Genomic DNA, 21,398 nt, shown 5'->3' on the forward strand with positions numbered 1-21,398 from the left:
TCCATGCTTTAAGCCTGTCTCGCTTGCGGCTTGAGCCGCACGTAAAGGGTTTTCTGGACCCGCGCCACCAGGGTGCCGGCGCCGTCGTGGATATCGACCTGCAATTGCGGCAGGTATTTTTCGCCGTTCGCTGTTTGCTGGCGGATCTCGTCGAGCAAGGTTTCGTCGATCCTGAAGCTGGCGAACACCGGGCCTTTGCCCGGCGAGATGAAATCGATGTCCGCGGCTTTATCCCAGACAATGAACTGGCGACCGAGGTTTTCCAACAGCATCAACATGTAGAACGGATCAACCATCGAATACAGGCTGCCACCGAACTGCGTGCCGACATAATTGCGGTTGTACCAGCCCAATCCCATGGACACCTTGATGTCCCGGAAGTCATCGCTGATGTGCCGAACCCGAACACCTGCGCCGAGATACGGCGGGTAAAAGGTCATGAACCAACGCATCAACCGCGCTTTGCCGAACTGACTGATCAGCCACTTAACCATCGGGACGCGTACCCAGACCCATGGCCTGTCGGGCGAACCAACGCTTGGCCGGCGGCAGCAGATCGAGGCCAAGCAGGCCAATGTTTCGGCCCAGGGAAACCAGCGGTTGAGTGCTGCCGAACAATCGCGTGACCTGATCGGAGAACCCCACGGTCAGGTTCTGATCCAGACGCTGGCGCTCGCGGTAAGCCTGCAAGGTCGCAAAGTCGCCGGGCGCTTTCTCGCTCGCCAGCAACGCATCCGCCAACGCCTGCGCATCACGCAGGGACAGGTTGAAACCCTGGCCGGCAATCGGGTGCAGGCTGTGAGCGGCGTTGCCGAGAATCGCCAGATTCGGACGCACCTGTTCTTCGGCTTCAATCAGCGTCAGCGGGTAAAGATGCCGCGCGCCGACCTGTTTCAAGGTGCCGAGGCGATAACCGAACACGCCCTGCAATTCGCTGAGAAAACTGCCCTCATCAAGGGCGGCCAGCCGTTGCGCATCCATGCCCAGACGGGTCCAGACCAGGGCACAGCGGTTTTCCGGCAGCGGCAACAACGCCATCGGGCCGTCGTCGGTGAAACGTTCGAAAGCCATGCCGTTGTGCGCTTCGCTCGGGGTGATGTTGGCGATCAGCGCGCTCTGGTTGTACGGGCGTTTTTTGATGCCGATCCCGAGTTGCTCACGCAGGCCGGAGCGGCCGCCATCCGCCAGCACGGCGAGATCGCATTCCAGGGTGGTTTCATCATTGAGGGTCAGGCGATAGCCATTGGTCAGCGGCTCCATGCGCGTGACTTCCGCCGGGCAGCGCCAGGTGACCACGTCCTTGTCCAGACCTTGCCAGAGGCATTGGCCGAGCCAGGCGTTTTCCACCACATAGCCCAGCGCCGGCACGCCCTCTTCCATCGCTGACAATCGCGCGGTGGAGAAACGACCACGGTCGGAGACGTGAATCTGCTTGATCGGCTCGGCGCGGCGGGAGATTTCCTGCCACACGCCCAACCGTTGATAAATCTGCTTGGCGCCGTAGGACAGCGCCGAAGAGCGGGCGTCGTAGCTCGGTTGGTAGGTATGGCCGGGGGCGAACGGTTCGATCAGCACGATCTTCCAGCCGCGAGCCTTGGCCCCCGTCTGCAACGCCAACGCCAGGCTCGCGCCGACCAGGCCGCCACCGATGATTGCCAGATTGACTCGACTCATGCCGCTTTTGTCCGCGCGTCAGCCATCAAGGCCTCGATCTCGACGACCGTTTTCGGTACGCCGCTGGTCAGGATTTCACAGCCGGTTTTGGTCACCACGACGTCATCCTCGATGCGCACGCCAATGCCGCGCCATTTCTTCGCTACTTTCTGGTTGTCCGGGGCAATGTAGATCCCCGGTTCCACGGTCAGCGCCATGCCGACTTCCAGCACGCGCCATTCGCCGCCGACCTTGTACTCGCCGACGTCATGCACATCCATGCCCAGCCAGTGGCCGGCGCGGTGCATGTAAAACGCTTTATAGGCTTCGCTGGCGATCAGCTCGTCGACGTCGCCCTGCAACAGACCCAGTTTCACCAGCCCGGCAGTGATGACTTTAACCGTGGCTTCGTGCGCCTGGTTCCAGTGTTTGTTCGGGGCGATTTCGGCGAAGGCTGCTTCTTGCGAAGCCAGCACCAGCTCGTAGATCGCCTTCTGTTCCGCGGAATACTTGCCGTTGACCGGCCAGGTGCGCGTGATGTCACTGGCGTAGCAGTCGATCTCGCAACCGGCGTCGATCAGTACCAGATCGCCGCCCTTGAGCACCGCGTCATTCTGCTGGTAATGCAGGATGCAGCTGTTGCGCCCCGCCGCGACGATCGAGCCATAAGCCGGCATCTTCGCCCCGCCCTTGCGGAACTCGTAATCGAGCTCCGCTTCCAGGCTGAACTCATGCAACCCGGCCCGGCTGGCCTGCATCGCACGGATATGCGCCTGAGCGGAAATCCGCGCGGCTTCACGCATCACCTTCACTTCCGCCGCCGATTTATACAGACGCATGTCGTGCAGCAGATGATCCAGCGCAACGAATTCGTTCGGCGGCTGGGCGCCGAGGTGCGCCTTGGAGCGGATCACGTTGATCCAGTCCATCAGGTGTCGATCGAACTCCGGGTTGCTGCCCATGGCCGAATACACCCGGTCGCGGCCTTCAATCAGGCCCGGCAGGATGTCGTCGATGTCGGTAATGGGGAAAGCATCGTCAGCACCAAAGTCGCGGATCGCGCCTTCCTGACCGGCGCGCAGGCCGTCCCAGAGTTCTCGCTCGGCGTTGCGTTCACGGCAGAACAGCAGGTATTCGCCATGCTCACGACCCGGCATCAGCACGATAACGGCTTGCGGCTCGGGGAAACCGCTGAGGTACTGGAAGTCGCTGTCCTGGCGGTAAACGTGCTCGACATCGCGATTGCGGATGGCGACCGCGGCGGCGGGCAAAATGGCGATGCTGTTGGGTTCCATCTGCGCCATCAAGGCCTTGCGGCGACGGCTGTATTCCGATTTCGGGATATGAATCATGGGCAGATGGCTTTTCCTGGCTCGCGATTAATGCAACGACGGTTTGGCGGCAGCCGGCGCGTCCGGCTTTTTGGTTTCGGAGAACAGCAGCAGCGGCGCGACGCGCAGGTATTCCATCACTTCCATGTAGTCACTTTCGCCGTCGTCGGATTCTTCCAGCGCGTCTTGCACCTGGGCGATGGCCGCCAGATCCTGCAACACTTCGGTGGCCTCGGTGCTCAGCATGCTGCTGTCACGGCAGTTCAGGCCGAAACCGCTGAGGAAGCCCTGGCACCATTGGCCCAGTGCGGCGGCACGATCAGCCAGCGGCTCGTCATCCGTCGGCAGTAGCAGAACGACGGTCACGTCGTCGCCGGTGAGCTCGCCCTTGACCATCTCTTGCAGGCCGATCAAGGCGTTGCGAACGTTGTCTTGCGGCTCACCTTCGAGCAGCTCGGCGGCATCAACCAGCCAGCCTTCGGCATCGAAGCCGGCACCGGCGCAACTGCGGCCGAGCAGCAAGCCATGCAGTTCGGCAGGCGAGACGGGATGACCGCTGGAAGTCAGCAGCGTGGCGAAGGCTTGGTACGGAGAATTCTGAATGGGCATGGGCAGCTAGGCGCCAGACGGCGCTATGTCTAGAATGAAGGCCTTGTATCCTACATCGACAGACTCGCCAAGACTATTAAAGGCTGTCCGCCAGCTACCACTCATCAGACTCAATTTTCAGTGGACACTATGGAAGACACCGACCTGCAAGCGCTGATGGCCAGACTCGAACTGCTGATTAATCGGGTAGAGCAACTTAAGAGTCAAAACGGACTCCTACTAGCTCAGGAAAAAACCTGGCGCGAGGAACGCGCTCACCTCATTGAAAAAAACGAAATCGCGCGGCGTAAGGTCGAATCGATGATTTCGCGCCTCAAGGCCCTGGAGCAAGACTCATGAGTTCAAGCAATAGCGTTACCGTGCAGATCCTCGACAAAGAATACTCGATCATCTGCCCCCAGGAAGAGCGCAGCAATCTGGTGAGCGCTGCCCGTTACCTGGACGGCAAGATGCGCGAAATCCGCAGCAGCGGCAAAGTCATTGGCGCCGATCGCATCGCCGTGATGGCCGCGCTGAACATCACGCACGACCTTTTGCATAAAGAAGAACGCCCGGATGTGCAGGCCAGCGGTTCGACCCGCGAGCAGGTTCGCGACCTGCTGGATCGCGTCGATCTGGTGCTCGCCACCGATCCGGACGTCACCAAGGGCTGATTCGCCGGACCGCTTGGGTTATACTCGCAGCACTCCCTGGGGTGCTTGCCAGTTGACCACGTCCCTGAGCCGATTCGCACTACCCTGGAGGCTGCACGTTGGGCTGGTGTGCATGTCCGCTAGACGGAAAGCCTTAAAGCCTACTGCATCTTCCACCTTGAACTTTCGGGTTCAAGGGCTAAGTCAGCAGCGGTTCATCCGGGGAGCCTGATTCCAGTCCGATGCCGGTTTAAATACCGGCATCGGCTTTTTTACGGGTACGCTTTGTGTACCCGACCCCTCTGAAGCCCGAATCCATGACCGAACCTGCGCTGCTGCCCCGCCCGCAACTTCGACGCATGCTGCGCAAGGCCCGCCGCGCACTGACACCCAGTCAACAACGCCAGGCCGCTCGCGGGTTGTACAAGCAATTGTCCCAGCAGCCGTTGTTTCGCCGCGCAAAACATATCTCCCTGTACCTGCCCACCGACGGTGAAATCGACCCGCGCCTGTTGCTGCGTGCTGCGCAACGTCGAGGCAAGGCGACTTATCTGCCGGTGCTCAGCGCCTGGCCGCGAACCAAAATGGTGTTCCAGCGGATTCGTCCTGGCGAACAACTCAAACCCAACCGTTTTCGCATTCTCGAACCCCGGCACAACCTCGCCAGGCAGCGCAAAGTCTGGGCGCTCGACCTGGTGCTGTTACCCTTGGTGGGATTCGACGATGTCGGCGGGCGACTCGGCATGGGCGGAGGTTTCTACGACCGAAGCCTGGCGTACCTGGCGCGACGTAAAAACTGGCGCAAGCCGACGCTGTTGGGACTGGCCCATGAATGTCAGAAGGTCGAACGATTGGCTCAAGCGAGCTGGGATGTGCCGCTGCAAGGAACGGTGACGGACAAGGCCTGGTATTTCGCAGGCTAGACGCCACTGGAATCAGCGGCGCCGGAAAGCAGCTTCAGCGCTTGAAGGCCGACGGCTGTTGCTGCTGCGCGATTTCAACCGGTGCATCGGTCTTGTTGTTCCACAGGCTTTGGGCATAGCCAGTGGTCACGACGCCAAGGCCGAACAAAATAACCAATATCCATAGTAAATCCGGTTTGCGTTTCATCGATTGCCCCCCAAAGGCACATCAACACGATGACAGCAGCGGTTTCCGTTGTAGGTGTAGGCCGTGCAGCAGCGTCAAGCTTAGAAGGCCGGCATTTTGCGACAACGTGAACTGACACGCAAACGCTGGCGTCAACCGACTGTCGGTTTGTCATAAAATTGCCCGACAACTTGCCCACCTGACTCGCAAGGAGCAAAAACCATGGCCTATTGGCTGATGAAATCCGAGCCCGACGAACTCTCGATCAAGGGTCTGGAGAAGCTTGGAAAAGCGCGCTGGGACGGGGTTCGCAACTACCAGGCACGGAATTTTCTCAGGGCCATGGCGGTCGGCGACGAGTTCTTCTTCTATCACTCCAGCTGCCCTGAGCCGGGGATTGCCGGGATCGGCAAGATTGTCGAAGCGGCCTATCCGGACCCGACCGCACTGGAGCCGGAGAGTCATTACTACGACCAGAAGGCCACCGCCGAGAAAAACGCCTGGAGCGCGATTGATGTCGCGCATGTCGAGACGTTTTCCAGGGTGTTGAAGCTGGATTATCTGAAGCAGCAGACGGCGCTGGCAGAGATGCCGCTGGTGCAGAAGGGTTCGCGGCTGTCGGTGATGCCGGTAACGGCGGAGCAATGGGCTGCGGTTATGGCACTCAAGCCGTAAATTTCCTGTGCATTTAAGAATGCCATCGCGGGCAAGCCCGCTCCCACAATGATCTCCAGTGACTGCAGTTTTTGCATTCATCCAAGATCCCTGTGGGAGCGGGCTTGCCCGCGATGAGGCCGGCCCGGGCAGCGAAATACTTACTGAATGATGAGGTTGTTGAACAACAAATCTTCAACCACCGGCTTGCCGGTTTCGTCATTCATGATCTGCTGGGTCTGCTTCAACGCTTCCTGCCGCAACTTTTCCTTGGCCTCGACGTTGTTCATCGCCTCGGTCGTCTGCTGGGCAAACAGCGCCACCAACTGATTACGAATCAGCGGCTCGTTGGCCTTCACCAGCTGGGTCGCCTCATCGCCAGTCACCCGCAGTGCCACATCAGCCTTGTAAACCTTGAGCTTCGGCGTGCCGTCCAGCCCATAGTTACCCACGAACGGTGGGCTCAGGGTGATGTAGTTAACCTTCGGGGCTGCACCTTCTTTGGCTTCTTCAGCCACTGCTGCCACAGGCAGAGACAGGGCCAGCAACAACATGATCCACGCTTTCACAATTCGCTCCTTATCCGGTTTGCGGCCTAGCATAACGACCCGCCGCGCAAGCACAAGCTTATGGCTGACTATCAGGGCGGGGCATGCTCGTTGACCCGTCGACTCACACACCTACACTTATCGGCCATCACTCCCAAAGGAATAGCCCTGATGAAAGCCGTGCTGTGCAAAGCCTTCGGCCCTGCCGAATCGCTGGTGCTGGAAGAGGTCGCCAGCCCTGTCGCGAAGAAGAATGAAATCCTGCTGGACGTGCACGCCGCCGGGGTGAATTTCCCGGACACGCTGATCATCGAGGGCAAATACCAGTTCAAGCCGCCCTTCCCGTTTTCCCCGGGTGGCGAAGCGGCCGGCGTGGTCAGTGCAGTGGGCGAGAAAGTCAGCCACCTGAAAGTTGGTGACCGGGTCATGGCGCTGACCGGCTGGGGCAGTTTCGCCGAGCAGGTCGCCGTTCCAGGTTACAACGTGCTGCCGATCCCGCCGTCCATGGACTTCAACACCGCCGCTGCTTTCAGCATGACTTACGGAACCTCGATGCACGCGCTCAAGCAACGGGGAAACCTGCAACCGGGTGAAACCCTGCTGGTGCTTGGTGCGTCCGGCGGTGTCGGCCTGGCTGCCGTGGAAATCGGCAAAGCAATGGGCGCCCGGGTGATCGCCGCCGCCAGCAGCGCAGAAAAACTGGCTGTCGCCAAGGCTGCCGGCGCTGATGAGCTGATCAACTACAGCGAAACCAGCCTCAAGGACGAAATCAAACGCCTGACCGATGGCCAGGGCGCGGACGTGATCTACGACCCGGTCGGCGGCGACCTGTTCGACCAGGCCGTCCGCGCTATCGCCTGGAACGGACGCTTGCTGGTGGTCGGTTTCGCCAGCGGACGCATCCCGGAGTTTCCGGTCAACCTCGCATTGCTCAAGGGCGCGGCGGTGGTCGGCGTGTTCTGGGGCTCGTTTGCCCAGCGCCAGCCTCAGGACAACGCGGCGAATTTCCAGCAGCTGTTTGGCTGGTTTGCCGAGGGCAAATTGAAACCGCTGGTGTCGCAGGTGTACCCGCTGAGCAACGCGGCGCAGGCGATCAATGATCTTGGCCAGCGCAAGGCCGTCGGGAAAGTGGTGGTGCAGGTTCGCTGAATCCGCGCCGGATACAAAAAGGCCAGAACAACTGATGAGGTTGTTCTGGCCTTTTCATTTTCAGGTTTGAAAACCTGTCTGCCAATCATCAATTTCGATTGATGTGGCGGTAATTATGTACCGCCCTCACCGCAAAAGTTTTCATTAGTTTGATGCCAATACAGACACAAGGAGTAACTGTATGAGCGATCAAAACTGGACGCCTGGCTACATGAGTATGGAAGACACGCCGATATTCATTTCCCCCAACACCGAACAAATTTTCGGAGAGTATGAGGGCGGTGGATATGGCAATTTCATTCCTCCCACTTACTTCCGCATGACTGCCAACATTGCAAAGAATTCGATGAGCGTTCGCGGCAATATCGAAGGAGACTACCGTTCAAAACTGAACAGCCTTCCCGGGCAACTACAGTCTGAATTATCCAGCAACGGTGCAACAATTACAGCATCAAGCACACCGACCGACCTGGCAGCCATCGAGCGCGACAAATTCATTGTCGACAAGATGATTCAATTAAAAACAGCTGGCCTGCAAAGCAGTTCGATTGAGGCGAACTCTTTCTATGGAAGCGACCCACACAACAAATCACAACGGGACTATATAGAGACTTTCGATAGTTACATGCGGCGCCAACGTAGCGCAGGGATCAAGACACAGAAACACTGGATAAAATCCTACACTGCTGGCTACTCGGCCCGACTGTATGCCGAATCCATTCGACTTCTTACGCAGCATTCCAATCAGCTTGATGCCGCTTATGCAGAAGCGCTGGCTCGTGAAGAGGTGGCACGGCTAGCAGAGGCGCAAGCCCGAGTGATTGCCGAGAGAAACGCGCAAAACGCAGATCTGGCGACCGTCAGCGGTTCAGCAGCAAATGCAAAACCATTACTTATAACTCCAGACGGGCTGATTGCAGGATACGAAAACCTACCCGTCTCCTTGGGAGGCGCGCTCGATGCGCTGGAGAAAGCCGCAGCGACAATAGGACGCGGTCCATTGGCGACGCTGTTCGCGACAGTCTTCTACTCGCCAGGTCTCGGCAACGGCGAGCTGCAGCGCAACCCTGTTGTACTGACCATGCCGCTGTCGCTGCTTGCCGGCAGTAACGATGACTACACAGACCTGCACACATCAGATTCTGCAAGCGTGCCGTTCCGTGTCACATCGACTACTCGCGGAGAACACACACAGCTTTATCTCTCCCCGACAGGAGAGACCTTGTCCGACAGGGTCAGGGTCAGAGAAACCAGGCTTGATCCATCGACACATCTCTACACCTTCAGAACCGAAGGCCTTCATCCGAGAACGCTGACCTGGACTCCAGACAGCGCGCCAGGCAATGAAGCGTTGGGTTCAACGGAATTACCTGTAGACCGGCAAGACATCAAGATTTACCCAGGTGCCAGGGTCACGCCCGTAGAAGGCCGAACAGACGAACACCCGGCGTGCGATGAGACCGATACCGACGATTACATTTTATGGTTTCCCAAAGAGTCAGGGATCGACCCCGTTTATGTCATGGCGAGCCGAAGTGGTCCTCGCTATGAACCGGGAACGGCAACTGGTGCGGGGCAAGTCGTAGGAGCAAACTGGCTCGGAAGCGCATCGGTACACAGTGGAGTTAATATTCCTGAACAAATAGCGGACCAATTGCGCGATCAGGATTTCAGGGATTTTAAAGATTTTCGAGAGAGATTCTGGGAGTTAGTATCAAGTGATCCTGAATTGGCCAAACAATTCAGCAAATCCAATTTAAAGCTAATGCGTAAAGGCTCAGCCCCCTTCCCAATTCCAGCTGAGCATGCAGGAGGAAGGGACAAGTTTGAAATTCATCACATCAAAGCCATATCAGATGGTGGGGCAGTATATGATATGGAAAACATGAGAATTACCACCCCAAGAAATCACATTGAAATTCATAAAAGAGGAAATGAATGATGATTTTCAAAGACAAACTTGAAGACTATACAGAATCCGAATTCCTCTCCTTTCTAAATGAATTTTTCGAGGATACAAACGAGCTACGAGGAGAGGAGCTAGGGGATTACACAAGCAAACTCGTCCATCATTTTGAGCGCATTACTGAGCACCCCGAAAAGTCCGCTTTGATTTTCTATCCGGCGAGTGGGCGAGAAGATAGCCCAGAAGGAATTTTGAAAGAAATAAAAGAGTGGCGAGAAGCAAACGGCAAACCCGGCTTCAAACCAGAATAATCAGCTCAACGTAAAAAAGCGCGACCGCTCTCGGTCGCGCTTCCTATTTTCAATCAAAGCAATTCGCGAATTTCCTTCGGAAGAAAACGCACATACCGGGTTGCCTGATGCGTATTACAACGCCGCACAATTGAAGGCACGCTCTTGTTGAGCTTGGCGATGAGCGCCAGTCGTTTCTCGTCCGGCAACTGCGTAGGTGAAAGGGAGTGGGTCAGATAGCTGCGGGTCCAGTTGAACACCGGCATGTCCACCCACGAGAAATCTGCAAGCTGCAGCGCGGCTTTGGCGACGTCACCACAGCTCAACTGCTTCAACTCCTCGTTGGCGTGAATCGGCAGATTGTCGTCCAACCTGAAAACCATCGGCGCGACCACCTGGATTTCTGCAGGTCGCTCGCGGGAAACGTCCCAGGGTTTGTATCGCCATTGGCTCACCGCCGTTAGGGACGCTTCGACAAAGTCGGGATCCGCATCTTTTGAAACCACCACATGACTGACCGACCCGTCGGCATGGGCGGTGAAATTGACCCGCACCATGCCGGTAATACCGGCCCGATAAAGCGCCACCGGGTAAACCGGCTTGGGATTGTTCTCCGGAATCAGAAACACCTCACCCGCCCTGACCTCGATGGACACAACGAGCAAAAACAAACACACAAACCACCGCATAAACCCCACTCCTTCGCGACTGAAAAGCCAGACCTGGCATCAGCACAAAGGTTAAGACTCGAGGGCTTTTTACATAACGCCGCGACTTCCCATTCAAACGAAGGACATTTCCCAAAGCCCTGCCCTACTCCGGACAGAACCGCGTCATCAATGACCGCCAGGTAACAATTCCCACAGCGCCCTTCATTTATACCTGAGCGACATGTTCGTAAAAGAACATGCGATCTCCAACATTTCCGCTGTTTGGCCGATGCGAACCGGTGCTATTTTCGGTAATGAAACTGTAACATTCGCATCCGCAGTCAAAACAAGAAATCTGGAGCTCTTGAATGTTTGCTTTTTTTCGTCCTGCCGCACATCAGGCTCCATTGCCTGAAGAAAAAATAGACAGCGCCTACCGACGTCATCGCTGGCAGATCTTCGCCGGCATATTCATCGGCTACGCGGGTTACTACCTGCTGCGCAAAAACTTCTCGCTGGCCATGCCCTATCTGATCGAAGAGGGTTATACCCGCGGTGAGTTGGGCCTGGCGTTGTCGGCCATTGCTATCGCCTACGGCTTGTCCAAGTTTCTGATGGGCATTGTTTCCGACCGTTCCAATCCACGCTTCTTCCTGCCATTCGGCTTGCTGGTTTCGGCCGGCGTCATGTTCATTTTCGGCTTCGCGCCCTGGGCCACGTCCAGCGTGACCATTATGTTCATCCTGCTGTTTATCAATGGCTGGGCTCAGGGCATGGGTTGGCCGCCGAGTGGACGGACCATGGTGCACTGGTGGTCGCAGAAGGAACGCGGTGGCGTGGTGTCGCTGTGGAACGTGGCGCATAACGTGGGCGGTGGCCTGATTGGTCCGTTGTTCCTGCTGGGTATGGGCCTGTTCAATGACTGGCACGCAGCGTTCTATGTGCCGGCTGCAGTGGCCATGGCCGTCGCGGTGTTCGCTTTCGCCACCATGCGCGACACGCCGCAATCGGTCGGCCTGCCGCCGATCGAGAAGTACAAGAACGACTATCCGGAAGGCTACGACGCCAGTCACGAAGAAGAATTCAGCGCCAAGGAAATCTTCGTCAAATACGTGCTGCGCAACAAAATGCTCTGGTACATCGCAATGGCCAACGTCTTTGTCTACCTGCTGCGCTATGGCGTGCTGGACTGGGCACCGACCTACCTCAAGGAAGCCAAGGGTTTCAGCGTGGACAAAACCTCGTGGGCGTATTTCCTCTACGAGTGGGCAGGTATTCCCGGGACACTGTTGTGCGGCTGGATGTCGGACAAGATCTTCCGTGGCAACCGTGGCCTGACCGGCATGGTGTTCATGGCGTTGGTGACCGTGGCGACGCTGGTCTATTGGCTCAACCCGGCTGGCAACCCGACGGTCGACATGATCGCGCTGATCTCGATTGGTTTCCTGATCTACGGTCCGGTGATGCTGATCGGCTTGCAAGCGCTGGAACTGGCGCCGAAGAAAGCCGCCGGTACGGCAGCGGGTTTCACCGGTCTGTTCGGTTACCTGGGTGGTTCAGTCGCGGCCAGTGCAGCCATGGGCTACACCGTGGACCATTTCGGCTGGGACGGCGGCTTCGTCTTGCTGATCGGCGCGTGCCTGCTGGCGATGGCGTTCCTTGCGCCAACCTTGTGGCACAAGCAAGTCGCCAGTCAGACCCGCGAAGCCATCGCCTGATCGGCTTTTGATTTGCAACGCTTGAGCCGCGCCTCCAGATTCCGGTCTGGCATGGCGTGGCTACGCAGGGCGTTGGCGGTCTGCTCGACATAATCGCGGGTGGTGCCGTAACGCCCGCAAGCGTTTTCGAACACGTGGCTCAGCACGTGATCCGGCAAGTTGCCGGCATAGCTGGGCAGGTGTCGCTCCAACACGAATCCCAATGCCTGAACCTGGCTTCCGTCTTCGAGACGGCAGTTGAGCCAGTGTGGGCGATAGGACGGAAATGGCATTTCCCGCTGCCACAGTGCGTAGAGCGACGCTTCGAGTTGTTCTTCGGGTAAACGGTAAGCGAAGCCGCTGCAAGAGCCGCCGCGATCCAGACCAAACACCAGCCCCGGCACTTCCGGCGTGCCACGATGTTCGTGGGACCACAAATACAAACCGCGATGATAGCCATGCACCCGGCCGCGAACGCGTTCAACCGCCGCGCATTCAGGGCGCCAGATCAGCGAGCCATAAGCGAACAGCCAGACCGGCCCACCCTTGTGGCGCGCCATGGTCGACTGCATCGAGCTGAGCAATTGTTCGTGCGTAAGCTGCGGCCCCAGATCGAGCCGCGGAGGGTAAGCCAGATTCATAAAAGCAGATTCAATGGCGCTCATGGCGAATAGCGTTCAGCTCCCCGCGGGTAATGAATTACTTAATAGAACGCACCGCTGTAACAATAAGGCACATATGTTTTAAGGCAATTTAAGTGCCATGGCACGGTTTTAGATAATTGCCTGAATGACATATAACCTACCGGTATTTATAAAAATTTATAAATACCGATCGGCTATATATGGAGTTATAACGACTAAGCGCGGCTCAAGAGCGCGGCGCGTACGCAAACACATCCGCGCGCATCTGATGAGCATCCATCCCGGCTTCAACCAGCGCATCCAGCGTGCCATAGACCATGGCCGGAGAGCCGCTGGCATACACATGCAAGGCTTTCAGGTCCGGGAAATCCTCACACACCGCTTCATGCAGCATGCCGCAACGCCCCGGCCAGCCACAGTGATCGCTGACGACTTTATGCAGGAACAGATTGGGCAATTTCAGCCATTCATCCCAATGTTCGATCTCATAAAAGTCTTCGGGACGACGCACCCCCCAATACAGATGCACCGGATGCTTGAAGCCCGAGGCCCGGCAATGTTCGATCAGGCTGTGGATCTGGCCCATGCCCGTACCCGCAGCAATCAGCACCAACGGCCCATCCGGCAATTCCGCCAGATGGGTATCACCGAACGGCATTTCGATCCGCACCATGGAATTGCGCTGAAGTTGCTCAATCAGGCTCAACGCACTGCTTTCGCGCGCCAGCACATGAATTTGCAGATCTCGCCCGGCATGGGGTGCCGAGGCCAGGGAGAAAGCGGATTTCTCGCCGTTTTCACGCTCGATCAGCAGGTACTGGCCGGCGTGATAGCGCGGCGGCTTGCCGGCCGGCGCCCGCAGGCTCACGCGCCAGGTGTCGCCGCCGACGTCCCTGCACTCAATGACCTGACATGACAAGCTGCGCACCGGCAGTTCTCCCCGCGCGAGCACGCCATCCCACAGCACGATGCAGTCTTCCAGCGGCTCTGCTATGCAAGTGTAGAACTCGCCATGGTCGCGCACACCGCCTTCCTGTTCGACCCGTCCTTCCACCAGCAGCGCGGCGCACACGTGGCAATTGCCGTTGCGGCAGCTTTGCGGGCATTCATAGCCCAGACGCCGTGCGCCATCGAGAATCCGCTCGCCGGGCAGAATCTCAAGCACTGCTCCGGAGGGCTGCAAGGTTACACGCATCAATCTATTCCTAACTGATTCCAGATGGCATCGATCCGTTGGGTCACGGCATCATCCTTGACGATCACCCGGCCCCACTCGCGGGTGGTTTCGCCGGGCCATTTATGCGTGGCATCGAGCCCCATTTTCGAACCCAGGCCGGAGACCGGCGAGGCGAAATCGAGGTAGTCGATCGGCGTGTTGTCGATCATCACCGTGTCGCGCTTGGGGTCCATGCGCGTGGTGATGGCCCAGATCACGTCGTTCCAGTCCCGCGCGTTGATATCGTCGTCCGTGACAATAACGAACTTGGTGTACATGAACTGTCGCAAAAACGACCAGACACCGAGCATTACCCGCTTGGCATGGCCGGGATACGACTTCTTCATGGTCACGATGGCCATGCGGTACGAGCAGCCTTCGGGCGGCAGGTAGAAGTCGGTGATCTCCGGGAACTGCTTCTGCAGGATAGGTACGAACACTTCATTCAGCGCCACGCCAAGAATCGCCGGCTCATCCGGCGGACGGCCGGTGTAAGTGCTGTGGTAGATCGGTTTGATCCGATGGGTAATGCGCTCGACGGTGAACACCGGGAAGCTGTCGACTTCGTTGTAGTAACCGGTGTGATCGCCGTACGGACCTTCGTCGGCCATTTCGCCGGGATGGATCACGCCTTCGAGGATGATCTCGGCGGTGGCCGGCACTTGCAGGTCGTTGCCGCGGCACTTCACCAGTTCGGTGCGGTTACCGCGCAGCAGGCCGGCGAACGCGTATTCGGAGAGGCTGTCCGGCACCGGCGTCACGGCGCCAAGAATGGTCGCCGGGTCAGCCCCCAGCGCCACGGACACCGGGAATGGCTGGCCCGGATGCTTCTCGCACCACTCGCGGTAATCCAGCGCGCCGCCACGGTGGCTTAGCCAACGCATGATGACCTTGTTGCGGCCGATCACTTGCTGACGGTAGATGCCGAGGTTCTGGCGGTCCTTGTTCGGACCTTTGGTGACGGTCAGGCCCCAGGTGATCAGCGGGGCGACATCGCCGGGCCAGCAGGTCTGCACCGGCAGCATCGCGAGATCGACATCGTCGCCTTCGATGACCACTTCCTGGCACACCGCGTCTTTGACGACCTTGGGCGCCATGGCGATGATCTTGCGGAAGATGGGCAGCTTCGACCAGGCGTCCTTCAACCCTTTCGGTGGCTCGGGCTCCTTGAGGAACGCCAGCAGTTTGCCGATCTCGCGCAGTTCGCTGACCGCTTCTGCGCCCATGCCCATGGCGACCCGCTCCGGGGTGCCGAACAGGTTGCCAAGTACCGGGATGTCGTAGCCGGTGGGGTTCTCGAACAACAACGCCGGGCCTTTGGCCCGTAGCGTGCGGTCGCAGACTTCCGTCATCTCCAGCACTGGAGAGACGGGAATCTGGATGCGTTTCAACTCTCCGCGCTGCTCAAGTTGCTGCACGAAATCCCGAAGGTCCTTGAATTTCATTGAAGATGCCACCCCGAAAATAGGCGTACATCCTACCTGCTCTGGCGTTAAAACAGCACGATCAATTGTGATTTGCACCCAGCAGCATCGGCGTAAACAGTGGGCTCAGCCGGGCGCTGCCGGAGTCCGAAAGATGATCCTCATCCTTGTACTTCGAATGGCCATTGGCTTCAATGCTGCAGACCTGGTCCGCACACATCAGTGGCGTTGGATCAATGACATGCACGCCGGGGTCGGCGGCGCTCATCGAATCGAACAAGCCGCTGAGGAAATGCTGGCGAGCGAGGTGCTCTTCGAGCGGACGCCCCAGCCCCTCAGCCGAACGCCCGACCCGGGCCAGGCTGGTCAGTCGGCTGATGGCGCCCTTGCGCTGCAGCGGCACTTCCTTGAACAGCCAGACTTGCGCGCCCGCTTCCCTTATCGCCGCCACCCGCGCTTTCAGCGCTGCGGCCATGCGCGCCTCGGCCTGGGCGGTAGTGTCGTGCGGGTTGAGCAACACTTGCTTATCGCCGTCTTCACGACCGTAAACGTAAAGACTCCAATTGGAGGCCAGCACCACATCCTTGATCTGCAGGCGACGAACCTGCTCCATGGTCTGTTCGTTGAAGTCCTTGCAGCGCTGGCGCGGGTCATCACTGAGGATCGGCGGACAGGCGCTCATGCTGTAAAGCCACACCGGGCGCCCTTCACGCTTGGCACCACTTTCGATCGCCGGCATCAACGCCGCGGCGTGGCTGTCGCCCCATACCAGTCGTGTCGCCGGGACCTCTTGGTTGTCACCGAGCAGACAGGCCTTGTCGAATTTCTTGTCCTTGGTCACCAGCATGCATTTCATCTGCCCGGCGCGCCATTCCCTGGCCTGCGCATATTCCAGCGCTTTGCCGGTCAGGCGCTGAGGAAAACCCTCCTGCGAGCGCACGACGGAACCCGTCACCGCGAGAACAGCCATCGCCATCAAGCCGCCGACCAGCACGGGCTTGCGTCCGGCCAGCAGGCGTTTTTCACGGAAGGGCAGCTCGACGAAGCGCCAGCTCAACCAGGCCAGGCCCAGCGCCAGCAGCATCCAGCCAGCAGCCTCCCAGGGCTGAATGCCGTCGATCGAAATGGCATTGGCATAGACGTAGACCGGCCAGTGCCACAGATACAAGGAATAGGAGAGCAAGCCGATCCAGACAAAAACACGCGCACTCAATAGCTGGCCGGCCCAGGTCGAACCCTGCCCGCCCGACCAGATCAGCGCGGTGGCACCGAGTACCGGCAACAACGCTGCCCAGCCTGGAAACATAGTTCCCCGGTCAAACGTGAACACCGCCAGCAGAACAGCCGCCAACCCGGCCGCACCAACAGACTGAGCGAGCCAGGGCCGAGCAGCGTGTTTGCGCACTGGCAGGACCGCGAGCATCGCGCCGCACAACAACTCCCAGGCACGTGTCGGCAGCGAGAAGAACGCCACGTCGGGTTTACGCTCGATATAGGCGATATTCAGTCCGAAAGACACCAGCAGCACCGCAAACAGCATCCAGCGCCAATGGCGAACATGGCGCATCAACAACACCATCAACAGCGGAAAGAAGATGTAGTACTGCTCTTCAACGGCCAGGGACCAGGTATGAAGCAACGGTTTCAAATCCGACGCCGGTTGGAAGTAACCGTCTTCGCGCATGAACAGAATGTTTGAAATGAACAGCGACTGATAACGAACCGTCCTGCCCAGCTCGGAGAAGTCCTTGGCCGTCAGCAATAACCAGCCGAGTGCCAACGTCACCAATAGCACCACGCTCAAGGCTGGAATGATGCGTCGTGCACGTCGAGCCCAGAAATCGACGAAGCTGAAATGCTGCGCGCTGATGTCGCGGAACAGGATGCTGGTAATCAGAAATCCGGAAATGACAAAGAAAACATCAACACCGACGAACCCACCGCTGAACGTGCTGAAACCAAAGTGAAAGAGCACGACCGGAATGACGGCCAGAGCCCGCAATCCGTCAATGTCACGGCGACTGCCAAATGTGTGCATAACGTCCCTTGTCGTATCCGATACAAAAACGATCCGAAAGGGACATCGTGGCGGCAGGAAAGTTATCAATCAAGACACAAATCTCACGCACAAAAAAAAGCGCCCTGTTCGGGGCGCCCTTTTTTGCAGCGGACTGCGTGTTACTTGCGTTTCATCGACAGGAAGAACTCGTCGTTGGTCTTGGTCGTTTTCAGCTTGTCGACCAGGAACTCGATGGCGGCGATTTCGTCCATCGGGTGCAGCAGCTTGCGCAGGATCCACATGCGCTGCAACTCGTCGTCGGCGGTCAGCAACTCTTCGCGGCGGGTGCCGGAACGGTTGATGTTGATGGCCGGGAAGACGCGTTTTTCAGCGATACGACGATCCAGCGGCAGTTCCATGTTGCCCGTGCCTTTGAATTCTTCGTAGATCACTTCGTCCATCTTCGAGCCGGTTTCAACCAGAGCGGTGGCGATGATGGTCAGCGAGCCGCCTTCTTCGATGTTCCGTGCAGCGCCGAAGAAACGTTTCGGTTTCTCCAGGGCGTGGGCATCGACACCACCGGTGAGCACTTTGCCGGAGCTCGGGATCACGGTGTTGTAGGCGCGAGCCAGACGGGTGATGGAGTCGAGCAGGATCACCACGTCTTTCTTGTGTTCGACCAGGCGCTTGGCCTTCTCGATCACCATTTCGGCAACCTGCACGTGGCGGGTTGGCGGCTCGTCGAATGTCGAGGCAACCACTTCGCCGCGCACGGTGCGCTGCATTTCGGTTACTTCTTCCGGACGCTCGTCGATCAGCAACACGATCAGATGAACTTCAGGGTTGTTACGTGCGATGTTCGCCGCGATGTTCTGCAGCATGATCGTTTTACCGGCTTTCGGCGGTGCAACGATCAGACCGCGCTGGCCTTTGCCGATCGGGGCGCACAGGTCGATGACTCGACCGGTCAAGTCTTCGGTGGAACCGTTGCCGGCTTCCATCTTCATGCGCACGGTCGGGAACAGCGGGGTCAGGTTCTCAAAGAGAATCTTGTTTTTCGCGTTCTCGGGACGATCGTAGTTGATCGTGTCGACCTTGAGCAGTGCGAAATAGCGTTCGCCTTCCTTCGGAGGGCGGATCTTGCCAACGATGGTGTCACCGGTGCGCAAGTTGAAACGGCGGATCTGGCTCGGCGAGACGTAGATATCGTCCGGGCCGGCGAGATAGGAAGCGTCAGCGGAGCGCAGGAAGCCGAAGCCGTCCTGGAGAATCTCCAGCACGCCATCACCGGAGATTTCCTCGCCGCTTTTAGCGTGCTTTTTGAGCAGGGAGAAAATCACGTCCTGCTTGCGCGAACGGGCCATATTTTCTATGCCCATCTGTTCGGCCAATTCGAGCAGTTCGGTAATCGGCTTTTGCTTGAGTTCAGTCAGATTCATATAGGAATGACGTAATCATTTATGGAGGGGGGGAAATTAAGCTTTTGGCTTAATGAGGCCGCGCCGCAGAGAAGGCGACAGGATCGCGTACTTATTCGAAAAGGAGTGCGTCGGCGACGGCTAGCAGGGGGCAATGGAGAAACCAGTGCGGGGCCGAATGTACCACCTGAGTTTCGGAGCGTCTAGCCCTCAATAACGAAAAAGCCCCGCAATTTGCGGGGCCTTTTTTTCGGACACTTTACAGCGACGCTTAGATGTTGGCGTCGAGGAAAGCAGCCAGTTGCGACTTCGACAGTGCGCCGACCTTGGTCGCTTCAACGTTGCCGTTCTTGAACAGCATCAGGGTCGGGATACCACGCACGCCATGCTTGGCCGGGGTTTCCTGGTTTTCGTCGATGTTCAGTTTGGCAACGGTCAGCTTGCCTTTGTAGGTTTCAGCAATCTCGTCCAGAACAGGAGCGATCATTTTGCAAGGGCCGCACCATTCAGCCCAGTAGTCGACCAGTACAGCGCCTTCGGCCTTGAGTACGTCGGCCTCGAAGCTAGCGTCGCTAACGTGTTTGATAAGATCGCTGCTCATGGAAGTCTCCAGGTTGTAAGCAAAAAAACGTGGCCCATCATAGCCGCCCTTCCTTCGTTCAGGAAGGTGCAGATGATTGAGTCTCGCTATGGTGGTGCATGAGTTTGGGTATAGCTCAAGTCAGGACGTGGCGGGAGCGATGAAGGCAATGCCGGTGCGCAGGGCGGCGTTGCGCACATGTTCGTGCATGGCCTTCTGCGCCGCACCGGACGAGCGCCGGGCCAGCGCGCGGAGGATTTTGCGATGCTCCTGCCAGGTTTCCATGGCTCGCTCTGCCCGGATGAACGGTAGCTTCTGGCTCTCCAGAAAGATGTCGGCGCTGGCGCTGAGAATGCTCAGCATCGCCTGATTGCCGCTGGCCAGCAGGATGCGCCGGTGGAATTCGAAGTCCAGGCGTGCTGCCGCCTCAAAATCGCCAACCTTCAATTCATTGCGCATCGCGGCAACGTTGTCTTCCAGCGCATCGAGTTCATCGGTGCTCAAGGTCACGGCAGCGAGACCGGCGGCAAAACCTTCAAGGGCATAGCGCAACTGGAAGATATCCAGCGGCGAAGCCTGGGCCGCGAAGGGCCAGCCCGGCGCTGCATCGGATCGCGGCAATTCCACCGTCGCCTGCACGAAAACGCCCTTGCCCGGCTGAATGCTGATCACACCCAACGCACTCAATGACGACAACGCCTCCCGTAACGACGCCCGACTCACCCCCAATTGCACGGCCAGGTCGCGTTGCGAAGGCAAGGCATCCCCCGGCCCGAAACCTTGCTCGGCGATCAGTTTGCGGATGGCTTGCAGCGCCACTTCGGGTACGGCTCGGGAGATCGAGTTCATGGTTTTTCAGACGAACCAGGCGAATGAGCGGCTAGTTTTAAAGCTATTCGCGACGCCCGGCAAGTCGTGCCCCACCGGGGTTCGGCGATGGCCGAGGATGCGCCATCGGAGTGCGAAACGCGGCGCGACTGTTCAGACCAGTAAGACCGTTCAACGCCAGCAAAACCGTGGCTTCGCACCACTAAACCCCGATGTTGGCATGGCCCGTGCTCTGTCGATCCGCAGAAATCATTCCTCGCCGATCCGGAGATTTGCCATGACCCTGCGTTACAGCGCCCTCCTCGCCTCCCTGTTTGCCAGCCTGATGCTGAGCCAGATGCCCGCCCACGCCGACGGCCTGGAAGAGGTGGTCAAACGCGGCGTCCTCAAGGTGGCCGTGCCTCAGGACTTCCCGCCGTTCGGCTCGGTCGGCCCGGACATGAAACCCCGCGGCCTCGATATCGACACCGCCAAACTGCTGGCCGATCAGCTCAAGGTCAAACTCGAGCTGACGCCGGTCAACAGTACCAACCGCATCCCGTTCCTCACCACCGGCAAAGTGGATCTGGTGATTTCCAGCCTCGGCAAGAACCCCGAACGCGAGAAAGTCATCGACTTCTCCAGCGCCTACGCGCCGTTCTACCTCGCCGTGTTCGGTCCGCCGGATGCCGAGATCAAAGGCCTGGACGACCTCAAGGGCAAAACCGTCAGCGTCACCCGTGGCGCCATCGAAGACATCGAGCTGACCAAAGTCGCGCCCGAAGGCGTGACCATCAAGCGCTTCGAGGACAACAACTCGACCATCGCCGCTTACCTCGCCGGCCAGGTCGACCTGATCGCCAGCGGCAACGTGGTGATGGTGGCGATCAGCGAGAAAAACCCGAAACGCGTGCCGGCGTTGAAAGTGAAGCTCAAGGATTCGCCGGTCTACGTTGGCGTGAACAAGAACGAGCCGGCATTGCTGGGCAAGGTCAACCAGATCCTTGCCACTGCCAAGACCGATGGTGCGCTGGCAAAGAACTCTCAGACGTGGCTTAAAGAGCCACTGCCGGCCGATCTCTGATCGTCGCTCGGGAGACTT

At 58.4% G+C, this 21,398-nt stretch carries 23 protein-coding genes and 1 other RNA gene; 10 read left to right on the forward strand and 14 right to left on the reverse strand.

Features of this window, described 5'->3' with window-relative positions; genetic code table 11:
* Nucleotides 1-8 precede the first annotated feature (8 nt).
* Genes KJF94_RS25275 through KJF94_RS25290 form a run of 4 tightly spaced genes read right to left on the reverse strand, consistent with a single transcriptional unit; the run spans nt 9 to nt 3,593 of the window.
* Complete coding sequence (locus KJF94_RS25275; RefSeq protein ID WP_214379674.1) at nt 9-494, reverse strand: DUF4442 domain-containing protein; 486 nt, start codon at nt 492-494, stop codon at nt 9-11.
* Entirely contained in the window at nt 487-1,674 is a 1,188-nt protein-coding gene (gene ubiH / locus KJF94_RS25280; protein WP_214379676.1) for a 2-octaprenyl-6-methoxyphenyl hydroxylase, read from the reverse strand. The genes KJF94_RS25275 and ubiH overlap by 8 nt, the downstream gene beginning before the upstream one ends.
* Nucleotides 1,671-3,005, reverse strand: coding sequence for a Xaa-Pro aminopeptidase (gene pepP / locus KJF94_RS25285; protein WP_214379678.1), 1,335 nt, complete (start codon nt 3,003-3,005; stop codon nt 1,671-1,673). The genes ubiH and pepP overlap by 4 nt, the downstream gene beginning before the upstream one ends.
* Before the next feature lie 27 nt (nt 3,006-3,032).
* Nucleotides 3,033-3,593: a YecA/YgfB family protein gene (locus KJF94_RS25290; RefSeq protein ID WP_214379680.1), complete on the reverse strand. Its 561-nt coding sequence runs from the start codon at nt 3,591-3,593 to the stop codon at nt 3,033-3,035.
* Between the two features lie 129 nt (nt 3,594-3,722).
* On the opposite strand from KJF94_RS25290, the gene KJF94_RS25295 reads away from it, so the two are divergent.
* The 4 genes from KJF94_RS25295 (at nt 3,723) to KJF94_RS25310 (ending at nt 5,148) form a co-directional block, all read left to right on the forward strand.
* Complete coding sequence (locus tag KJF94_RS25295; RefSeq protein ID WP_003213954.1) at nt 3,723-3,932, forward strand: TIGR02449 family protein; 210 nt, start codon at nt 3,723-3,725, stop codon at nt 3,930-3,932.
* Nucleotides 3,929-4,246, forward strand: coding sequence for a cell division protein ZapA (locus KJF94_RS25300; protein ID WP_007942435.1), 318 nt, complete (start codon nt 3,929-3,931; stop codon nt 4,244-4,246). Before KJF94_RS25295 ends, KJF94_RS25300 begins: the two co-directional genes overlap by 4 nt.
* Nucleotides 4,247-4,276: 30 nt before the next feature.
* Nucleotides 4,277-4,455: non-coding RNA, 6S RNA (ssrS, locus tag KJF94_RS25305), on the forward strand.
* A gap of 87 nt (nt 4,456-4,542) precedes the next feature.
* Complete coding sequence (locus KJF94_RS25310; protein WP_214379682.1) at nt 4,543-5,148, forward strand: 5-formyltetrahydrofolate cyclo-ligase; 606 nt, start codon at nt 4,543-4,545, stop codon at nt 5,146-5,148.
* Nucleotides 5,149-5,182: 34 nt separating this feature from the next.
* Here KJF94_RS25310 and KJF94_RS25315 read toward each other — a convergent pair whose 3' ends face one another.
* Nucleotides 5,183-5,335 carry a hypothetical protein gene (locus KJF94_RS25315; RefSeq protein ID WP_017341390.1) on the reverse strand — a complete coding sequence of 51 codons (153 nt, stop codon included), beginning with the start codon at nt 5,333-5,335 and terminating at the stop codon, nt 5,183-5,185.
* Between the two features lie 201 nt (nt 5,336-5,536).
* Between KJF94_RS25315 and KJF94_RS25320 the strand changes: the two genes are divergently transcribed.
* Nucleotides 5,537-5,989, forward strand: coding sequence for an EVE domain-containing protein (locus KJF94_RS25320; RefSeq protein WP_214379684.1), 453 nt, complete (start codon nt 5,537-5,539; stop codon nt 5,987-5,989).
* 140 nt (nt 5,990-6,129) lie between these two features.
* On the opposite strand, the gene KJF94_RS25325 is transcribed toward KJF94_RS25320, so the two are convergent.
* Nucleotides 6,130-6,537: a flagellar basal body-associated protein FliL gene (locus KJF94_RS25325; protein WP_031319172.1), complete on the reverse strand. Its 408-nt coding sequence runs from the start codon at nt 6,535-6,537 to the stop codon at nt 6,130-6,132.
* A gap of 150 nt (nt 6,538-6,687) precedes the next feature.
* Between KJF94_RS25325 and KJF94_RS25330 the strand changes: the two genes are divergently transcribed.
* The 3 genes from KJF94_RS25330 to KJF94_RS25340 all read left to right on the forward strand — a co-directional run bounded on the left by KJF94_RS25330 (nt 6,688) and on the right by KJF94_RS25340 (nt 9,882).
* Nucleotides 6,688-7,665, forward strand: a complete 978-nt coding sequence (locus KJF94_RS25330; RefSeq protein ID WP_214379686.1) for an NADPH:quinone oxidoreductase family protein — start codon at nt 6,688-6,690, stop codon at nt 7,663-7,665.
* Nucleotides 7,666-7,846: 181 nt separating this feature from the next.
* On the forward strand, nt 7,847-9,607 hold the full coding sequence (locus KJF94_RS25335) for an S-type pyocin domain-containing protein (protein ID WP_214379688.1): 1,761 nt from the start codon (nt 7,847-7,849) through the stop codon (nt 9,605-9,607).
* Nucleotides 9,607-9,882 (forward strand): bacteriocin immunity protein, encoded by a 276-nt coding sequence (locus KJF94_RS25340; RefSeq protein WP_214384956.1) that lies wholly within the window; start codon nt 9,607-9,609, stop codon nt 9,880-9,882. Before KJF94_RS25335 ends, KJF94_RS25340 begins: the two co-directional genes overlap by 1 nt.
* A gap of 53 nt (nt 9,883-9,935) precedes the next feature.
* Here KJF94_RS25340 and KJF94_RS25345 read toward each other — a convergent pair whose 3' ends face one another.
* Nucleotides 9,936-10,550, reverse strand: a complete 615-nt coding sequence (locus KJF94_RS25345; protein WP_214379690.1) for an energy transducer TonB — start codon at nt 10,548-10,550, stop codon at nt 9,936-9,938.
* A 329-nt stretch (nt 10,551-10,879) separates the two neighbouring features.
* On the opposite strand from KJF94_RS25345, the gene glpT reads away from it, so the two are divergent.
* Nucleotides 10,880-12,229 carry a glycerol-3-phosphate transporter gene (gene glpT, locus KJF94_RS25350; RefSeq protein WP_008024279.1) on the forward strand — a complete coding sequence of 450 codons (1,350 nt, stop codon included), beginning with the start codon at nt 10,880-10,882 and terminating at the stop codon, nt 12,227-12,229.
* On the opposite strand, the gene KJF94_RS25355 is transcribed toward glpT, so the two are convergent.
* From KJF94_RS25355 to KJF94_RS25385, 7 genes are all read right to left on the reverse strand, one after another.
* A complete protein-coding gene (locus tag KJF94_RS25355) occupies nt 12,205-12,873 on the reverse strand; it encodes a gamma-glutamylcyclotransferase (RefSeq protein WP_214379693.1) in 669 nt (222 codons plus the stop codon). The genes glpT and KJF94_RS25355 overlap by 25 nt on opposite strands.
* A 205-nt stretch (nt 12,874-13,078) precedes the next feature.
* Entirely contained in the window at nt 13,079-14,047 is a 969-nt protein-coding gene (locus KJF94_RS25360) for a CDP-6-deoxy-delta-3,4-glucoseen reductase (protein ID WP_214379695.1), read from the reverse strand.
* Entirely contained in the window at nt 14,047-15,513 is a 1,467-nt protein-coding gene (gene ubiD, locus KJF94_RS25365) for a 4-hydroxy-3-polyprenylbenzoate decarboxylase (RefSeq protein WP_084320292.1), read from the reverse strand. The genes KJF94_RS25360 and ubiD overlap by 1 nt, the downstream gene beginning before the upstream one ends.
* A 61-nt stretch (nt 15,514-15,574) precedes the next feature.
* Nucleotides 15,575-17,530 (reverse strand): acyltransferase family protein, encoded by a 1,956-nt coding sequence (locus KJF94_RS25370; protein WP_214379697.1) that lies wholly within the window; start codon nt 17,528-17,530, stop codon nt 15,575-15,577.
* Nucleotides 17,531-17,670: 140 nt separating this feature from the next.
* Complete coding sequence (gene rho / locus KJF94_RS25375; RefSeq protein WP_007942421.1) at nt 17,671-18,930, reverse strand: transcription termination factor Rho; 1,260 nt, start codon at nt 18,928-18,930, stop codon at nt 17,671-17,673.
* Nucleotides 18,931-19,180: 250 nt separating this feature from the next.
* Nucleotides 19,181-19,510 carry a thioredoxin TrxA gene (gene trxA / locus KJF94_RS25380; RefSeq protein ID WP_003206727.1) on the reverse strand — a complete coding sequence of 110 codons (330 nt, stop codon included), beginning with the start codon at nt 19,508-19,510 and terminating at the stop codon, nt 19,181-19,183.
* Nucleotides 19,511-19,630: 120 nt separating this feature from the next.
* Nucleotides 19,631-20,338, reverse strand: coding sequence for a FadR/GntR family transcriptional regulator (locus KJF94_RS25385; RefSeq protein WP_214379699.1), 708 nt, complete (start codon nt 20,336-20,338; stop codon nt 19,631-19,633).
* A 256-nt stretch (nt 20,339-20,594) separates the two neighbouring features.
* Between KJF94_RS25385 and KJF94_RS25390 the strand changes: the two genes are divergently transcribed.
* A complete protein-coding gene (locus KJF94_RS25390) occupies nt 20,595-21,380 on the forward strand; it encodes a transporter substrate-binding domain-containing protein (protein ID WP_214379701.1) in 786 nt (261 codons plus the stop codon).
* The last annotated feature ends 18 nt before the right edge of the window (nt 21,381-21,398 follow it).

Origin of the sequence: Pseudomonas hormoni (assembly GCF_018502625.1) — a bacterium.
Classification (GTDB): domain Bacteria; phylum Pseudomonadota; class Gammaproteobacteria; order Pseudomonadales; family Pseudomonadaceae; genus Aquipseudomonas; species Aquipseudomonas hormoni.

Bases quoted from the DNA above. Each gene is read 5' to 3' on its own strand.
- KJF94_RS25275 (WP_214379674.1), bottom strand. From the start codon at position 494: ATGGTTAAGTGGCTGATCAGTCAGTTCGGCAAAGCGCGGTTGATGCGT.
- ubiH (WP_214379676.1), bottom strand. From the start codon at position 1,674: ATGAGTCGAGTCAATCTGGCAATCATCGGTGGCGGCCTGGTCGGCGCG.
- pepP (WP_214379678.1), bottom strand. From the start codon at position 3,005: ATGATTCATATCCCGAAATCGGAATACAGCCGTCGCCGCAAGGCCTTG.
- KJF94_RS25290 (WP_214379680.1), bottom strand. From the start codon at position 3,593: ATGCCCATTCAGAATTCTCCGTACCAAGCCTTCGCCACGCTGCTGACT.
- KJF94_RS25295 (WP_003213954.1), top strand. From the start codon at position 3,723: ATGGAAGACACCGACCTGCAAGCGCTGATGGCCAGACTCGAACTGCTG.
- KJF94_RS25300 (WP_007942435.1), top strand. From the start codon at position 3,929: ATGAGTTCAAGCAATAGCGTTACCGTGCAGATCCTCGACAAAGAATAC.
- KJF94_RS25310 (WP_214379682.1), top strand. From the start codon at position 4,543: ATGACCGAACCTGCGCTGCTGCCCCGCCCGCAACTTCGACGCATGCTG.
- KJF94_RS25315 (WP_017341390.1), bottom strand. From the start codon at position 5,335: ATGAAACGCAAACCGGATTTACTATGGATATTGGTTATTTTGTTCGGC.
- KJF94_RS25320 (WP_214379684.1), top strand. From the start codon at position 5,537: ATGGCCTATTGGCTGATGAAATCCGAGCCCGACGAACTCTCGATCAAG.
- KJF94_RS25330 (WP_214379686.1), top strand. From the start codon at position 6,688: ATGAAAGCCGTGCTGTGCAAAGCCTTCGGCCCTGCCGAATCGCTGGTG.
- KJF94_RS25335 (WP_214379688.1), top strand. From the start codon at position 7,847: ATGAGCGATCAAAACTGGACGCCTGGCTACATGAGTATGGAAGACACG.
- KJF94_RS25340 (WP_214384956.1), top strand. From the start codon at position 9,607: ATGATTTTCAAAGACAAACTTGAAGACTATACAGAATCCGAATTCCTC.
- KJF94_RS25345 (WP_214379690.1), bottom strand. From the start codon at position 10,550: ATGCGGTGGTTTGTGTGTTTGTTTTTGCTCGTTGTGTCCATCGAGGTC.
- glpT (WP_008024279.1), top strand. From the start codon at position 10,880: ATGTTTGCTTTTTTTCGTCCTGCCGCACATCAGGCTCCATTGCCTGAA.
- KJF94_RS25355 (WP_214379693.1), bottom strand. From the start codon at position 12,873: ATGAGCGCCATTGAATCTGCTTTTATGAATCTGGCTTACCCTCCGCGG.
- KJF94_RS25360 (WP_214379695.1), bottom strand. From the start codon at position 14,047: ATGCGTGTAACCTTGCAGCCCTCCGGAGCAGTGCTTGAGATTCTGCCC.
- ubiD (WP_084320292.1), bottom strand. From the start codon at position 15,513: ATGAAATTCAAGGACCTTCGGGATTTCGTGCAGCAACTTGAGCAGCGC.
- KJF94_RS25370 (WP_214379697.1), bottom strand. From the start codon at position 17,530: ATGCACACATTTGGCAGTCGCCGTGACATTGACGGATTGCGGGCTCTG.
- rho (WP_007942421.1), bottom strand. From the start codon at position 18,930: ATGAATCTGACTGAACTCAAGCAAAAGCCGATTACCGAACTGCTCGAA.
- trxA (WP_003206727.1), bottom strand. From the start codon at position 19,510: ATGAGCAGCGATCTTATCAAACACGTTAGCGACGCTAGCTTCGAGGCC.
- KJF94_RS25385 (WP_214379699.1), bottom strand. From the start codon at position 20,338: ATGAACTCGATCTCCCGAGCCGTACCCGAAGTGGCGCTGCAAGCCATC.
- KJF94_RS25390 (WP_214379701.1), top strand. From the start codon at position 20,595: ATGACCCTGCGTTACAGCGCCCTCCTCGCCTCCCTGTTTGCCAGCCTG.